Raw genomic sequence first — 15,810 nt, 5'->3', positions numbered from 1 at the left:
AAAAACCTGACGGCCTTTTGTTTTTTGGGGTCGCTCATTTTGGACAGTCCAAAGACAAGTCCAGAAAACAGGGCTTCATGAAAACCGGATTTATTCTGCCCTCCAGAAACATCAAACCATGCTTAGGAGGCAGAATGATGAACAAAAAAAATCTCACCCCACCGAAGCGGCGACTCATCGAGCTGATGCAGGACATCAACTTCGGCCGCATCTCCAACATTCCGGTCCGCGACGGCGAGCCGGAACTCACCCCTGACACGGTCATCGAGCGCGAGATCAAGCTGGGCGGACAAAGCGGTCCCCGGCCCGAGCGCGACCAGGATGACTTCATTCTCAAGCAAGAGGTCGTGGCGCTGCTGGAGCACCTCGCGCAGATGGGCAGCGGAAAAGTCTGCCTGCTCGAGATCAAGCACGGTCTCCCGTTCCTGATGCGCATCGAGGAACGGGCAGCCTGAACACGTAACGACCTGAACCCTTAGACACTGGACAACAAGCTGGACGCATGGCGGAGGCTGTTGTGGGTGTCGCCGAGCCGAATACGGCAATTGGCGGCGTACCTGCGACCCCTTCGCCCACGCGACAGCTTTGTCCTGTGATCTGGCCCGTGCCGACACCCACGCGGACCTCCTCCTCGCTCCGAGGAGGCCCCGATGGTTTCACAGAATTCTTACGACGGCATCGACAAGTATGCCGCCGACCTCATTCGGCACAAAGCACGTCAACTCGTAGGCAAGGCCGGATTCACCGAGGACGACAGACCCGACCTCGAACAGGAACTGATGATCGATCTGCTGCAGCGGATGCGGCATTTCAATCCCGCCAAGGCCAAGAAGACCACCTTCATGGCCCGGATCGTCGAACGTCACATCTCCACCATCCTGGAGGCACGGTTCGCCCAATGCCGGGACTGGCGGCTCTGCCAAACCTCACTCAACGAACCCCTCGACAACGGCGAAGGCGACACCACCGAGCGGATCGACTTCCTGGACGGCGAGGGCTCTCTGGGAAGCGGCACCCGCGAAACAAGAGAGCGCCTCGCCCATGAGATCCGCATGGATCTCGGCCAGGCCATCGCCTCGCTGCCGGAAGAGCTCCGGGATCTGTGCTTGCGTCTGCACGACAGCACCATGGCCGAGGTCGCCCGGGAGATGGGCATTCCCAGAACCACCCTCTACGACCGGCTGAGCAAGCTGCGGGACGCGTTCCGCGAGGCCGGGCTCGAGGACTACCTGTGATCTCCGACGCATCGGCTCCGGCTCCGGTAAGTAAGCACCGTGCCGCATGGTGCGGCTATCCGGGGCCTCGGAAATCTGAACCTGAACGAAAGAGGAGTTCAACCATGACTCACGACACCTACAAGTACCGTTTTGACGAGTCGGTCCCGGCCCAGGAACTGGAAGACACTTTCATGCTGGCGATGCTGGCCGTCGAAAGCCTGCATGGCCGTTCCCGTGTGCGGATGGAGAGCCGGTTCAATTTGGACAAGGCCCGACGCACTTGCGTGATCGACGCCTCCACCGATGTCGGCAGTGATCTCGCCCGCATCTTCACCGGCTTCGCCACCAAGGAATACGGCGAACGCTCGGTCCTGATCGAACGTACCCAGCCGTCGGGTTGCGCCTGTGCCTCCAAGCATCGCGCAGCGCCCGCCGCCGAAGCGGGGGTGGCGGTATGAGCGAGCTGATGACCACCACCTATTCCATGTGGCGGCTGTTCCGCAACTGCCGCATGGCCTGCAAGTGGCGCTACATCGACGAGCTGGTGCCGCTCGAGCGCGACCCCAATCTGGCCTTCGGCTCGGTCATCCACGACTGCCTGGAGTGCTGGCACGGCGAGCGGAATCTGGCCAAGGTCCTCGACCACATCGACCGGACCTATCCGAACCGGGCGCAGGACGACCATCAACAGGCCGACTGGCATCTCGCCCGGGCCATGATGAGCGCCTATGCGGAACACTACCCGGCCGAAGAGTTCGAGGTCGTCGCGCTCGAGAAAACCTTCGAAGGTCCCATCGTCAACCCGGCGACCGGGGCGACCTCGCGCAGTTTCATTCTCGCCGGGAAGGTGGACGGCATCGTCCGTCAGGATGGCCAGTATTTCCTACTGGAACACAAAACCGCCTCGCAGATCGACGCCAGCTACCTGGAGCGGCTGTGGACCGATTTCCAGATCATCCTCTACGCCTGGTACCTGGAGCAGACCCTCGGCATCACGGTCAGCGGCATCATCTACAACGTCCTGGTCAAGGCCAAGCTGCGCCAGGGCAAGGGTGAGACCGAAGCCGAGTTCGAGGCCCGCCGGGCGGAGCTGATCGCCAAGTCGAAAACCGGCAAGAGCAGCGCCAAGCGCAAGCTACCGGAGGACGACGAGACCTTCCAGCAACGGCTCCAGGAGAAGTACCTCGAGCCGGGCATGTTCCATCGCGAGGTGCTCTACATCTCCCGAGACCAGTTCGAGGAACTGCGGGCGGAGCTGTGGGAACTCTCCAAGGCCATGCTCGACGCCCGTCGGCGCGACACCTTCTACCGCAACACAAGCTACTGCTTCCAGTACGGAAGACCCTGCGCCTACTTCCAGCTCTGCCGCTCGGGCGGCAACCCCAACGTCATCGAAAACCATTTCCAACGGATCGCCCCGCACGAAGAGCTGCGGGACGGAGCCGGTGAAGACGCCGCTCCGGTGTTTTGAAATCCCAACCATAAGGAGACGAAGCCATGCTTCCCAAGACCAAAAGCAAACCCAAACACACGCTCTCGGACCTCACCGCCCTGGTGTACGGCCCGAGCAAGATCGGCAAGAGCACCTGGTGCTCCAAGGCCGATGACGCAGTGTTCCTGGCGACCGAGCCGGGCCTGAACGCCCTGGAGGTGTTCCAGACCCCGATCACCTGCTGGGACGACCTTCTGCAGGCCTGCGCCGAAATCGCCGAGGGCAAGCACGAGTTCAAGACCATCGTCGTCGACACGGTGGATAACGCCTACAAGATGTGCTCGGACTACGTCTGCAAGAAATTCAAGATCGAGCACGAATCCGACCTGGGCTACGGCAAGGGCTACGCGCTGATCAACAACGAGTTCCAGCGCGTCATCAACAAGCTCGCCTTCCTGCCCTACGGTCTGATCCTGATTTCCCACTCCCAGGAGCGGGACATCGAGACCCGGACCGGCAAACACACCCGCATCGTGCCGACGCTGCCGGAAAAGGCGCGAAAGCTGGTCACCGGCCTGGTGGACCTGATCCTGTTCTGCGACCTGGACATGAAAACCGGCGAGGACGGCAAGCCGGTATGGCAGCGCGTGATGCGCACCAAGCCCAGTCCCAACTACGACGCCGGTGACCGCACCGGCCGACTCCCCGAAGTCATCCCCCTCGATTTTTCGAGCTTCGTGAAAGCGTTCAACAACACGGCAACCGGAGCTGCGGCGAGTGCCGCCCGGCCGAAGCCGGAGCCGACCGCGAGTGCGGCGGCGAAACCTCAACAGTAAGGAGATCCGACCATGGAACACTACGAAAACCAATCCGGCAGCAACCTCGACCTGGCGCAGTTCGACGACGCCTTTGAAACCGCCGAAGTCGAGGAGCGTGAGTTCGAGGCCGTGCCCGATGGCAAGTACCAGGTCAACGTCGACCGGGTCGAACTGACCCGCGCCCAGACCTCGGGCAACCCCATGCTCAAGTGGACCCTGCGCATTCTTGCGCCGACCCACAAGGGCCGTCTGCTCTGGCGCAACAACGTCATGGCCAGCAACGAGAACATCAAGTGGCTCAAGCAGGACCTCTACACCTGCGGGCTGCAGCTTCAGAAGCTCTCCGACCTGCCGGGCCACCTCGAACAGCTTCTGAACATCAAGCTGGAGGTGACCAAGCGCACTCGCGGTGAAAACGAGAACATCTACTTCAACCGTCGCATTGTCATGGCCGACGATGCCGGGGCTCCCGGCGCGGCGATGGACGACATGATCCCGTTCTGATGATGGACCGGATCACCGTTGTCGTCGACACCCGCGAACAGGAGCCCTACAGCTTCGATAGCGACAAGGTTTCGGCGGTTCGCAAGGCGCTGCCCGCCGGTGATTACTCGCTGGTCGGCCTCGAGGAACGGGTGGCGGTGGAGCGCAAATCCCTGACGGATTTCGTCTCCACCGTCATCCGGGGGCGAAAGCGGTTCCACCGCGAGCTGGAAAAGCTCTCCGCCTACGAATCCGCCTGCGTGGTTGTCGAGTGCAACTTTCGCGATCTGGTCGATGGCCGCTACCGCAGCGATGCCCACCCGCATGCGCTGATTGGAACGGTCGCCTCCATCGTCGTCGACTTCGGTGTCCCCGTCTACTTCTGCTCGGACCGGCAGGCCGCCTGCCGTTTTGTCGAGGAGTACCTGACACGTTTTCACCGGAGGATCGCGAGATGCCAAAAAGAAATGAGAGTAACCCGGCGCGACTCCGGGGAAGAATAGAGCGCGTTTACTATGCCGGACCCAAGTTCTCCGCAGGCCGACTGCTCACCCCGACCGGTGAGGAAGTCCAGTTCGCGGGCAATTTGTTCGCCCGTGAAAATCAGCCTGTGGTCCTGCTCGGGTCGTGGTCCACCCATCCCAAATACGGCCGTCAGTTCAAGGTCGACGGGATGGAGCACGACCTCGAACTCGACCCGGAGGGGCTGATCCACTATCTGGCTAACCATCCGGAGATCAAGGGCATTGGTCCGGCCAAGGCCAGATTGATCGTCGAGAGTTTCGGCGACGCCTTTGAAAAAACCCTTCTGAACGACCCCGAGCGCATTGCGCTCAAGGCCCGACTGCCCTTGGATGCTGCCCGGCGGCTGCGTGACGAATGGTTGAAGAACCGCAGCGTCAACGCCGTCATGGCCTGGTTGTCGGCATTCGGTCTGACCCATCATCAGGTCACCACTCTGGTCGAAAGACTCGGCGGCAACTGCCTCGATATCCTGAAGGAAGACCCGTACATCCTCATTCGGGAGATCCGGGGATTCGGCTTCAAGAAGGTCGACAAGATCGCCCGCAAGCTGGGAACCCCCAAGGACCATAACCCTCGTATCCGGGCCGGGTTGAATTTCTGCGTCCGTGAAGCCCTGGACAATGGCCACTGCTGGATCGAATACGAGGATCTGGTGGACCAGGCCAACCTGCTGCTGGTCATGGATGCCCTGGACAGCCGGGTTCGCATCGAGAGCGCCCTCGACGTGCTCATCGAAGAACAGGCGCTTGCCTGCGATTCCCACGGCGGACGTTTTGTAGTCGCCCTGCCGGAGATCGTCCGTATGGAGCGGGAGCTGGCCTCGCTGTTCGGCCAGGCCGAAACACCCAATCCTCATTTCCAGTCCGTCAAGAAACTCGACGCCCTGATTCGGCGCTGCGCGGTGACGCTGAACGAGAAGCAGCTTGAAGCTGTGCGCTCGGCACTCAAGCACAGCATCAGCTTGATCTCGGGTGGAGCCGGTTCTGGCAAGAGCTACACCATCTCGGTCATCAACACCATCTGCGAGGAGAGTGATCTGGAGGTCGTGCTCGCCGCGCCGACCGGTAAGGCGGCCAAGCGTCTGGAGGAAGTCAGCGGTCGCAGCGGCACCACCATTCACCGTCTGCTCGGCTATGACGGCAAGGGCTTCTCCCGCAGCAAGGAGAACCCCATCGATGCCGACGTCCTGGTGGTCGACGAGTTTTCGATGGTCGACGTGCCGCTGGCCTGGCATCTGTTCGAGGCGGTCGACCTGTCGCGGACCACGGTGCTGCTGGTCGGCGATCACAACCAGCTTCCGCCGGTGGGACCCGGAAACATCCTGCGCGATCTGATTCAGACACGCGCCATCCCCACGGTCATCCTCGACAAGGTCGTGCGCCAGGCTGGCGTCCTCAAGGAGAACTGCACCGCCGTTCTCAAGGGCGAGGTGCGCAAGACCAGCGAGGCGTCGGTGGCCGGATGCCGGGATTGGTATCTGGTGGATCAGTTCACCGACCCGATGGCTGCACGCTCGTTCCTGCTGGAGCTGTTTCAGGAGCGGCTCGACGCCCTGGGGTTCGACATCATCAAGGACGTGCAGGTGCTGACGCCGACCCACAAGGGGCCGCTCGGCACCAAGGAACTGAACGAGGAATTGCAGCGGCTCATCCAGCGCAAACTCTGGAACACCGAGGTGCCGCCGGTCGCCATGGGACGCCGCGCCCCGTTTCTCAAGCACGACAAGGTCATCCAGACCCGGAACAATTACGACCTGAACGTGATGAACGGTGCCATCGGCTATGTGGTCGATGTCCTCGCGAACGGCACCTTGGTCATCGACTTCGACGGCATGCCGGTGGAGCTGGAGAAGGGTTCGCCCGACCTTCAGGACCTGCAGCTCGCCTATGCGCTCACCATCCACAAAACCCAGGGCTCCGAGTTCCCCTGCGCCGTGTTGGTGGTCCACAAGGCGCATTCCTTCATGCACCACCGCAATCTGCTCTACACCGGGGTGACTCGTGCCCGGCGCACCGCCATTGTCCTGGGTGACCATTGGGGCATCCAGAACTGCGCCAAGCGTTGCCAGGTGGATGACCGCCGGACCTTTTTGCCCCTGTTTCTGGACGCCGCCCAGCACGCGGATGCCGATTTCGCCCGTGTCGCGGAGGCCGAATGAGTATGGGCGGAACGGATAACGTCAGGGAGTATTACCGGCTCGTCACCGAGATGGACATCGGTGACGTGGCCCGGGAACTCCTGCCGGGACGGATCACCCAGGAGACCGGCCAGCGCTTGATGTGCGACTGCCCCAACCATCAGAGCCAGTCGCGCCTGTCGCTGCACGTGATGCTCGACAAGCAGGGCTGGTACTGCTTCGGCTGCGGAGCCGGCGGTGATGTGCTGCAGCTCGTTGAGTTCATTCAGACGGGCTCGGTCACCGCCGGGCAATCCGGTCCGATGACGGACAGCCACCGTCAGGCCCGGGACTATCTCGCCAAAAAGGCGGGCTTGCCGCCGCTGTCGCGCTATGGCCTGAGCCAGGAGCGTCTGGCCCAGACGGAGGCCGACCGTACCTTCGAACTGCGGGTCAAGGACGCGCTGACCTCGCTGGCCAGGCTTTACCACGCCAGGCTGAAGGAGTCGTCGGAGGTCCTCGACTGGCTGAAATCCAAATACGCCCTGAGCGAGGAGACCATCGACGATCTCCTGATCGGCTACGCGGACAACGCGTCCGGCGCGGTCGCCCAACTGACCGGGGGTGAGGACGGTTTTTCCAAGCGGGAGCTCGCCGCCACCGGCGCTTTCCGTCCCACCAGCCAGGACGGCCTGACGCCATTTTTCGAGCGCCGCATCGTCTTTCCCTACTGGAGCCGTGGCCGAGTGGTGTTCATGATCGGCCGCAAGACGCCGTGGACCCCGGACGTGGGCTGGGAGCAAGGGAAATACAAGAAACTGCCGGTTCATGACGAGCACCAGCGGCCCTACGTCGCCGACTTCATCAACAACGCGCTGCTGTTCAACGAGGACTGTCTGCTGGCCCGGCCCGGCAAGGTGATCATCACCGAGGGGGTGACCGATTGTCTGGCGCTGATGCAACTGGGCCTGCCCACCGTATCTCCGGTCACCGTTCGCATCCGGGCCGCCGATTGGGAACGCCTGATCCCCAAGCTGCGCGGCGTCGAAACCGTCTACATCTGCCAGGACAACGAACTCTCCCAGGCCGGTCTCAAGGGGGCGCTGCAAACCGCCCGCACCCTGGCCGAACACAAGATCGACACCCGCCTGGTGACGCTGCCCTTGTCGGAGACACAGATCTCGGCCCGGCAGGAGCTGACCGAACGCTTCGGCCTGACGGCGAGCGTGGGGCCGAAGGAGCTGGCCAAGCTGCTGGCGGGACGTCCCGCCGAGGAAATCAAGTCGGCCGAGGTGCTTCTCGCCACCGCCAAGATCGACGTCAACGATTACATTGCCGCCGGGCATACCCGGGAGGATTTCGAACGCCTGCTCGCCGAGGCCAGCACGCCCATCGAGTTCGGCGTGCGCTCGCTGCCAGAGGGCGCTGAGGAAGAGGAACGCAACCGCCTGCTCGAACCGATACTGGGGGAGATTTCCGAGCAGTCTCCGTTGGAACAGGCCCGCCTGCTGAAGCTGGTGCAGGAGCGCATCGGTGGTGGCGTCTCCATGGCCACCCTGAAGGAACAGATCCGCGCCATCCAGAAGGACCGCAAGGTCGAGTTCCGTAATGAAAAGAAGAAGGCCAAGCGGATGTCCGGCGCGATGCCCGGATCATGCCGCGCCAGGGTCGACGAGGTGCTGATCGACACGGAACTGGAGAACGGCGCTCCCGACTACACCCTGGCCGCCGAGGCCGCCTACGACTGGTTCACCGCCAACGGTGCCCAGTTCTTTCACACCCTGCAGGGCGAGCCGTTCATGTATTTCGATAACGCCATCTACTGGATGGATTCACCGGACCGTGGCCGCAAGCGCCATTACGCGGCCATGCTCTACAAGCACACGGGCATGGTGCCGACCTCCAACGGCGGACGGACATTTTTCGAGGTGCTGCCCAGCCTGGCCATGATCCGTGGCCAGGTGCGCGACCATTTTTCCTGGCTGCATACGGATGTGGCTTCCTACACCGTCTATTTCAACCTGAACAATCCGGAGCACGAGATCGCCAAGATCACCCCGGACGAAATTCAGATCATGAAGAACGGCGGTAACGAGGACGGCATCATCCTGGATGGCTCGCGGAAGATGAAGCCGCTGAAATTCCTGCCCGACGCCGACCTCGAAGAGGCGGACCGGCTCCTGGTCGATCTGCTGGTGGGCAACATGACCTGTCCGCAGGGAGATCGCTTTCTCATCCTTTCCTGGCTCTCCTGTTTCCTGCTGATCGACTTCGCCGGGACGCGGCCCATGACCCGCTTCGAGGGCTCGGCCGGATCGGGCAAGACCACCGCCAGCAAGATCACGTCGACGCTGCTTTACGGCGAGCCCCAGCACAAGAAAGCCACCGACGCGGCGAACTACACCGATGGCTCGCAGAACCCGCTCATCGTCCTCGACAACATCGAGGTCAAGCAGATGACCGAGGATCTGACCACCTTCATGCTGACCAGCATCACCGGCATCGCCAAGGAGAAACGCAAGAGCGGCACCGACAGCGAGACCATCACCGAGCGGACCAAATGCCTGCTGAACACCACCGGCATCGAGCCGCTGTGCGGGGAGCTCTCGGAGGTTCAGTCACGCAGTTTTGTGATCAATTTCGATGTCGCCAACCAGGGCAATGACTGTTTCATCGAATCCGAGGTTGTCGCAGGCATCCAGCAGCATCGTGACCTCATCATTTCGGTCATCATGAAGCGGACCCGGGTGGTGCTGGCGATGATGCGAGACGGCATGAGACGCCATGCCATGAAGCTGTTGCACGAGGCCCTGGGGAACCACGACAAACGCCGCTGCAATGAGTATCTCAGCCTGATGTACCTGATGATGCTGGCCGGATCGAGCCGTGAAGAGATGGAACAGGGGCTGGAAGCGTTGGCACCGGCATTCGCCCGGCAAATCGAGTCGCTCAACCGGACCAGCCGGGATACGGCCCGGGATTCAAACCATACGGCCACCGCGCTGGCGACCCTGTTCAACGCATGGCGCACCGCGACCGAAACCAATGCGCATGATGTTTACGGAGACCGCCGGACGGACCCGGTTCAGGAGTTCGTCCAGCGGTATCAGATCCGCTTTGAAGACGATGGAAGTTTACGGGAGGTTCTTTCCCGGGACCTGTTCGTGGCCCTCAAGCGAGTCGCTCGGGATTTCGGTCTGCGTTTCGAGATGGACTCATCCCGGCAATTCGCACAGCGGCTGGTGAATGATCTGGAGACCATCCGGGGGGCAGGGTTCGAGATTGAAATAGGCCAGAAGCGATACGGCACAAAACTCTACACGATCCGCCGCATTGAATGACCCGGGAAGAGGGGCAAATGATGCTTTTCCTCTTCAGGTTGTCGCCCGCCGCTCCCGTAGTCGCTTAATCATTTCTGCGGCTGGCTGAACCTTGCCATCCTTGATCTGGCGTTCGCCAAGGACCAGAATTTCTTGGAGTGCAACAGTGTGTTTGCTCTGCTCGTTTTGATCGATTTTCTTCATTTCACACCCCCATTGCTTTGAAGCTCAGTCCCTCGCGTATCCTTCCCGGACGGCATTTTCCATGTCGGCCAACTCGTCATCGGTCAGAAACCCGAAATGCGATTCCCTCTTTCTCGCCGAAAGGCGACCATTGTTTTGCAGGCAGAGCTGGATAAAAAGATCAATGAGGCGGTCAGGCATGTCCACGATCTCCTGAATGGCCTGCTTGGTCTTGTCGTAACTCGCCAGAAAATCGAGTTCTTCCACCAGTTCGTGCTCGATGGTGAGCTTGACGAAATCATACAACGCCTCCGCCTGAGCGGTCATGTCGATGTACCTGTACAGAGGTCCGGTCTCATCCGGCACGGTCATCTGGCCGAGATCGTCCAAGTCGTATTCAACCAGCCGCATCAGCGGGTTTGAGAACGCCTCCAGGGAGTGATCGTAAAGCGCCGGATTTTTCAGCATGGCGGCGGAGACCGGGAACATGAGCCCTTTCGGGATCTCGCCGCGCAGAAACAGGATATTGTGAATGAGAAACCGGTGAATACGGCCGTTGCCGTCCTCAAAGGGATGCATGAAGACGAATCCGTAGGAGATGGCGGCGGCATGGATAATGGTGGGGACCGCGCCCTCCTTCATCACTTGATGGGCAGCGAGTAGTCCCGCCATCAGTTCCGGGAGGTCGTCGGGCTTCGGGCAGACATAGTGAACGAGCTGCTTCTGATAGGAAATAGTTTGACCGACGTAGTTCTGGTTGGCCCGGTAGTCCGTGTCTCGAAATCGGGGATCGACGATGCGGTTCTGCACGTCGATCAGGAGAGGCTTCTCGCAAAAGTCCTTGTGCTCGGCCATCTCCAGCAAGCCGATGAATTTCTCTATCCGGGAGGCGCTCGGCTTGATGTGTTCGATCTCGAATGAGGACTTGGTCTCTTTGTTATACAGGTAGCTTAGTGCCCGTCTGAGAAGCTCCGGTGGATAGGAGGTCACGACCTCTTCGCACCGTTTCTGCAGGTCGATTCCTTCCATGGCGGCGAGCTTTTCGGTGCGCCGGATGATGGGACAGAAATCTTTCCCGCCAAGCAGATTGTCGATGACTCTCTGACGCTGCATGCGACGGCCGGGCGCTGCGGTGTAGTAACGGTCCGGCTCGAGCAGCTCGATGTAATTCCCCTTGGTCAAATCCGGCAGCGGGAGTTCCCGCCCGGTCAGGAATTCATACAGGAACCAGATCCTGCGGGCGTATTTCCCGGTCGGTTTCGAGCTGATCCAGGCCGCTATCTCGTCTGCTGGGACCACGTCGAAAAGGGCCGACAGGATGCCAAGGTTCACGCCGTCGTACTTGAGGGCGAACTCCAGATGGTCTCCCGTCCCGTCTCCGGGCCAATAGGACTGGGGGTAGACGGATTCCACCTGCCCATCCTGAATAGTAGAGCGCAGCGTCCCCGTCGGGCTGACTGAGGACGTGTGCCAGTTCGGCAAAGCTCTCAAGTCGAATTGCTCTATCAGAAACGCATAGCCTGCCAGCCGGTTCTGTGTCGTGTCCAATGTCATCACACCTCAAAAAATCGTTACGTTTCTCAAAAAATGATTACTATGAGCCTTTGAGTTAAAAATATAGTTACATTATCAGCAGTTTTCAAGAAAATTGTTTGGGATGCCTGGGTGAGGGGTCAAAATGGGGGGTGGTCCTCAAAAAACGTATTTGCAACTCAAAATATGATTACAAACAGGCATTTTTTACGAAATACAGTTACAGAGGCGTCGGAATCCGGCGGAGGATGCACAGCCTCCGGTAGAAAGACCTTTCTACGCTGTAGAATGTCCCGGGAACCACTTTCTACGCAGCAACCCATTGGTTTCAATCGGTTTTCATCGGAAGCGTAGAAAGGGTAGAAAGGTTTCCGGGGTCACTTCCCCTGACTCATGAATTTTTCAGCCCCATGACCTCGGTGCTGGCTCACGGGAAAAATCCCCGTGCGGCAAGTAACCTCCATAACCTTTCTACACTTTCTACCATCATAATCATAACCTATTGATTACAAGTCTGTTTTTGCTTGTAGAAAGGTACCGTAGAAAGGGGCGGAGACGTAGAAACCCCTTTCTACAGCTCCGTCACTCGCTCAGGGGCTCCGGTAAGTAACTGGAAACGATGACTACCAACGTTTCCGGAGAATTGCCATGAGCTTGCTGACCACCATGATCCGTCACCTCGGCACGGATGCCCCCAAAGCCGACAGCCAAGCCAGTCTCGCCGTTTCCGAGACCTCGGAACACTGCCAGTCCCTTTTCGTCACCACCGATCTTGAAATCAGGAAGTTCGCCTGGGTCCGGACGGGTGAGATCGACATCGAGCAGAACGGCAAGGTTTTTCGTCTGCTTTCGCCTGAATACTTTGCCTGGCTGCGTTCCCGCATGGTCACGGCCCAAGCCGCGCACAAGGCCGGAAAGCTCCCCGAGGATGCCTGGAACACGCTGCGGCAGCGATTCAACGCCCTGCAGGAGCTGGCCATCCGGGAGTTCGGCAAGGAAAGCCTGCAGGAGGTCCTGCATTCCTTTTCCCCGAAGAACTACCGGCCACCCGCGCTTCGTCCCGAACCCCAGGAGAAACCCGTCGAAGTTCCCAGAAAGGACTGGATTTATCCCGGGAACCAAGCTTGGAAATGTAAGCAGCCGGTAACTTCCCAGGCTGTCGCCAAGGTCGACGCCATCCGTGAGGAGGCCATGGCCAAGAGCTGGTCCGAGGCACGCCTCTATCAGAACCAGGGCCGGTTTCGGTTTCCCTGCGGCGAGGACTACGGCCTGGTCTGTTTCGTCGATGGCGATCAGGAGATTGGCGAGGTCACCGAGCGTTTTATCGAAATTGTCCACGGGCCGAAGTCCGGGCGTCCCAGCACGCTGCGGTTCTACAACCCGGACGTGCCGCAGCCGTGGATGAAGAAAGTGGAGGATTGAGCCGTGAAGAAAAAGAAACGCTACGCCAACGCCAAGGATGTCTTGCCCGAGGAACTCTTCGAGCAGGTTCAGAAGCACTACACCGGAATTCTCTGGGTCCCTGCACCGAGCCGCTTCTACCAGGAACGCCGTGACCTGGTGCTTGCCCTTCATCTGCAGGGGATCAGCAGCCAGGAGATCTCCAACCTCGCCGGTGTGACCACCCGCCGGGTCAACCAGATCATCGCCGCCGAACGAAAACAGGATCGGGACCGACAGTTGAGCGCCGCTTCCGGTAAGTAACCCCTGAACCGGCGGGAGCGCGTTTGGAGGCTAAATCGGCCTCCCGCCCCGCATCCCGGCTTGGGAAAACAATATTCGGCAGGATTTCCACGTGGCACTGAACAAACCGGACAAAGAGACGCTGGACCGCTGGCACCGCAACGAGGGCAAGACCGAACCGCCCCGGCGCGGGCCTGGTGCGCCCGAGGGCAATCAGAACCGGCTGCGTCACGGCATCTTTGCCGACCGCTGCCTGACGCCGGAAGAGAAGGTCATGTTCGACGCGATCATCGACCGCCTCAACCAGGACTTCGAGTTCAACAAGTCCAGCGACTTCCTGCAGGTGGAGCTGGTGGGCGTCTACTCGGTGAAGCTGGTCCGCGCCCAGATCGAGGGGAACACGGACGCCGCCGAAAAGCTCGACCGGATGATCCGCTGCCACATGAAGGACCTCAAAACCACCAAGATCGCCCGCGAGGGTGAGGAGCCGAAAGGCCCGCAGACCTCTCCGGCGGAATGGGCGGCGGCGCTGCTCGAGAAGGTGGCCGAGGCCGCAAACGCCCCGGGCGCGAAACCCTCCGGCCGCAAGAAACGCGGAAAGAATTGCGGATAACACCATGGAGGGCCTTTCCGATGACCCCGGCACACGGCGACTTGCGGCAGACAGCTTCACCAGGAATTGCGGATAAGACGTGTTCCTTGCACTTTCGGAATCGGCATTCTCCGGCTGCCGATCATCATTTCCACTCCTCGACCTCCTCCTGCAGCTCTCGATATCCGCTTGGGATGTGTGCGCATAAGCCGAACCGCATAAGCCAAGTAGATATCGGCATGTTCACGCCGGGGCTCTCTCACACAACCCAAGTAAATATTGGCATATCCAGCCCCAGGCAGAACCGGCCAAGCCCCGCAAACAGCCATTACATCGGCAGCGGCCCTCGCACATGCCAAGCAGATATTGCCATGTGTGTTCCGCGACTGGAGCGCATAAGCCAAGCAGTTATAGCGATGTGCGGCCGACAGACAGCGAAGGAGAAATTCCGGTCAATCGATATTTCCCGCTCCGCCTGGGAGACTAAGAACCATCGTCATGATCAATCATCATCGGCGGATGTGTTCTTTTGCGGGCACTGTCATTCACTGTCTTCGACACTGTCTCGCCCAACGAAAACAGGAGCAGCCGAGGCCGCTCCCATCGTCGGGTTCGGAAGGATCAGAGTCGTTCGAGGGCTTCCTCAAGCTGGCCGTCCACGAGGTGGGTGTAGATCTGGGTGGTGGACACGTCCCGGTGCCCCAAGGCCCGCTGCACCACGAGCAGGTCATTGGTCGCGCCGTAGAGGTGGGTGGCGAAGGTATGCCGCAGCCCGTGCGGCGTCAGTTCCTTTTCGATCCCGGCCTTCCGCAGCCAGTGGGCGAGCCGGTTGGCTATCTGCCGCTGGCAGAGTCTGCCGTCCCGGTTCGACAGGAACAAGGCTTCCATTTCCGGGCGGCCGTGTCGACGGCGCTCGGCCAGGTAACGGCGCAGCAATGTGCGGAGGTCGGTCTTGATGAACTTGACCTGCGGCACATTCCCCTTGGCCCGCACCCGCAGATGCTTGGCGTCGAGGTCGATGTCATCCATGTCGAGCGCGGCCAGCTCGCCAAGCCTGATCCCGGTGCCCAGCAGCACCTCGATCATGGCGCGGTCGCGCAGCGCGGAGAAGTCGGTCCGTCCTTTGAGCTCCTTGAGCAGACGTTTCTTTTCGGCGGTGGTCAGGAAGACCGGCAGCTTTCTCGGCAGCCGATGCATGCGGATGGACCGGGCCGGATTGTCATCGACCACGCCCGCCTCGGCGGCCCAGGCGAAAAACGCCCGCACCGCCGCCTTCATCCGATGGAGCGAGGCCGCCGAGCGTGGGCCTCGCTCACTCTCGGTGACCGCCCCGGCGGAAAACACCTGGTCGAGGAGCCCGGCCGTGACTTCCCGGCAGACGATGCCCGGGGCCAGCTCATCGGCAACGCGGGCCACCAGGGCGAGGTCTCGGCGGTATGCGGCTATGGTCGCAGGGGAGCGACCTTCGGCCGACAGGCGGGCACAGAACGCCTCTGTCGCGCCCGTCAGGTCGAGGTCAGCCGTTCGGTTGCTCATCGCTGGACTCCTTCACCCGGCTGTGGCCCATGGGTGTGCTCTTGGGCAGCGGCAGCTCCTCGATGCGCCCAGATTCCATGGCCCATACCATCATCATGCGGAACACCCGGACGGTCTTGGCGACGGTGCGTTCGGCTCGCTCCTTGCCGTCGGGGAGTTTGAGCAGCAGGTCGGACTTGTAGAACTTGCCGACCTGGGGAAGCCGGATCTCTGCGAGCTGGCGATCCGCGCCGAAGAAGGCCTCCACTACATCGAGGTCCTTCCGGTAGGTGTAGAGGGTCCGCTCTTTCTTTCCGGATTCCCGCAGGTGGCCGATGAAAGCCTCGGCGGCTTGATGCACGGTGCATTCGCTCATGTCAATGTCTCCTTTGT

At 60.7% G+C, this 15,810-nt stretch carries 16 protein-coding genes; 12 read left to right on the top strand and 4 right to left on the bottom strand.

What is annotated here, in order from left to right:
- The first annotated feature begins 134 nt into the window (after positions 1–134).
- The 9 genes from BUC26_RS15510 (at position 135) to BUC26_RS15470 (ending at position 9,932) form a co-directional block, all read left to right on the top strand.
- Positions 135–455 (top strand): hypothetical protein, encoded by a 321-nt coding sequence (locus BUC26_RS15510; protein WP_143166038.1) that lies wholly within the window; start codon positions 135–137, stop codon positions 453–455.
- Between the two features lie 195 nt (positions 456–650).
- Entirely contained in the window at positions 651–1,235 is a 585-nt protein-coding gene (locus BUC26_RS15505; protein ID WP_073377457.1) for a sigma-70 family RNA polymerase sigma factor, read from the top strand.
- A gap of 104 nt (positions 1,236–1,339) precedes the next feature.
- Positions 1,340–1,675: a hypothetical protein gene (locus BUC26_RS15500; RefSeq protein ID WP_011367847.1), complete on the top strand. Its 336-nt coding sequence runs from the start codon at positions 1,340–1,342 to the stop codon at positions 1,673–1,675.
- Positions 1,672–2,688, top strand: coding sequence for a PD-(D/E)XK nuclease family protein (locus tag BUC26_RS15495; RefSeq protein ID WP_073377456.1), 1,017 nt, complete (start codon positions 1,672–1,674; stop codon positions 2,686–2,688). The genes BUC26_RS15500 and BUC26_RS15495 overlap by 4 nt, the downstream gene beginning before the upstream one ends.
- A gap of 26 nt (positions 2,689–2,714) precedes the next feature.
- Complete coding sequence (locus BUC26_RS15490) at positions 2,715–3,485, top strand: ATP-binding protein (RefSeq protein WP_028577534.1); 771 nt, start codon at positions 2,715–2,717, stop codon at positions 3,483–3,485.
- A 12-nt stretch (positions 3,486–3,497) separates the two neighbouring features.
- Positions 3,498–3,971 carry a DUF669 domain-containing protein gene (locus BUC26_RS15485; protein WP_028577533.1) on the top strand — a complete coding sequence of 158 codons (474 nt, stop codon included), beginning with the start codon at positions 3,498–3,500 and terminating at the stop codon, positions 3,969–3,971.
- Complete coding sequence (locus BUC26_RS15480; protein WP_013258639.1) at positions 3,971–4,453, top strand: ERCC4 domain-containing protein; 483 nt, start codon at positions 3,971–3,973, stop codon at positions 4,451–4,453. Before BUC26_RS15485 ends, BUC26_RS15480 begins: the two co-directional genes overlap by 1 nt.
- Positions 4,405–6,633 (top strand): SF1B family DNA helicase RecD2, encoded by a 2,229-nt coding sequence (recD2, locus tag BUC26_RS15475; protein WP_028577532.1) that lies wholly within the window; start codon positions 4,405–4,407, stop codon positions 6,631–6,633. Before BUC26_RS15480 ends, recD2 begins: the two co-directional genes overlap by 49 nt.
- Positions 6,630–9,932: a CHC2 zinc finger domain-containing protein gene (locus tag BUC26_RS15470; RefSeq protein ID WP_028577531.1), complete on the top strand. Its 3,303-nt coding sequence runs from the start codon at positions 6,630–6,632 to the stop codon at positions 9,930–9,932. The genes recD2 and BUC26_RS15470 overlap by 4 nt, the downstream gene beginning before the upstream one ends.
- Positions 9,933–9,965: 33 nt before the next feature.
- Here the strand turns inward: BUC26_RS15470 and BUC26_RS23440 are convergent, their stop codons facing one another.
- Both BUC26_RS23440 and BUC26_RS15465 read right to left on the bottom strand, forming a co-directional pair.
- Positions 9,966–10,115 (bottom strand): hypothetical protein, encoded by a 150-nt coding sequence (locus BUC26_RS23440; protein ID WP_043775422.1) that lies wholly within the window; start codon positions 10,113–10,115, stop codon positions 9,966–9,968.
- 24 nt (positions 10,116–10,139) lie between these two features.
- Positions 10,140–11,648, bottom strand: a complete 1,509-nt coding sequence (locus BUC26_RS15465; RefSeq protein WP_073377454.1) for a Fic family protein — start codon at positions 11,646–11,648, stop codon at positions 10,140–10,142.
- Between the two features lie 627 nt (positions 11,649–12,275).
- Between BUC26_RS15465 and BUC26_RS15460 the strand changes: the two genes are divergently transcribed.
- The 3 genes from BUC26_RS15460 (at position 12,276) to BUC26_RS15450 (ending at position 13,923) form a co-directional block, all read left to right on the top strand.
- Entirely contained in the window at positions 12,276–13,049 is a 774-nt protein-coding gene (locus BUC26_RS15460) for a hypothetical protein (protein WP_028577529.1), read from the top strand.
- Between the two features lie 3 nt (positions 13,050–13,052).
- Positions 13,053–13,331, top strand: coding sequence for a hypothetical protein (locus BUC26_RS15455; protein ID WP_028577528.1), 279 nt, complete (start codon positions 13,053–13,055; stop codon positions 13,329–13,331).
- Positions 13,332–13,422: 91 nt separating this feature from the next.
- Positions 13,423–13,923: a hypothetical protein gene (locus BUC26_RS15450; RefSeq protein WP_015721258.1), complete on the top strand. Its 501-nt coding sequence runs from the start codon at positions 13,423–13,425 to the stop codon at positions 13,921–13,923.
- Between the two features lie 600 nt (positions 13,924–14,523).
- Here the strand turns inward: BUC26_RS15450 and BUC26_RS15445 are convergent.
- Together BUC26_RS15445 and BUC26_RS15440 are read right to left on the bottom strand one after the other, a co-directional pair.
- Positions 14,524–15,438, bottom strand: coding sequence for a tyrosine-type recombinase/integrase (locus BUC26_RS15445; RefSeq protein WP_028577527.1), 915 nt, complete (start codon positions 15,436–15,438; stop codon positions 14,524–14,526).
- On the bottom strand, positions 15,419–15,793 hold the full coding sequence (locus BUC26_RS15440) for a hypothetical protein (protein ID WP_028577526.1): 375 nt from the start codon (positions 15,791–15,793) through the stop codon (positions 15,419–15,421). The genes BUC26_RS15445 and BUC26_RS15440 overlap by 20 nt, the downstream gene beginning before the upstream one ends.
- Between the last annotated feature and the right edge of the window lie 17 nt (positions 15,794–15,810).

The organism is Desulfofustis glycolicus DSM 9705 (assembly GCF_900130015.1).
Classification (GTDB): Bacteria; Desulfobacterota; Desulfobulbia; order Desulfobulbales; family Desulfocapsaceae; genus Desulfofustis; species Desulfofustis glycolicus.
Note: the sequence above shows the minus strand (reverse complement) of the source record. Positions and strands in the feature narration are given on the sequence as shown.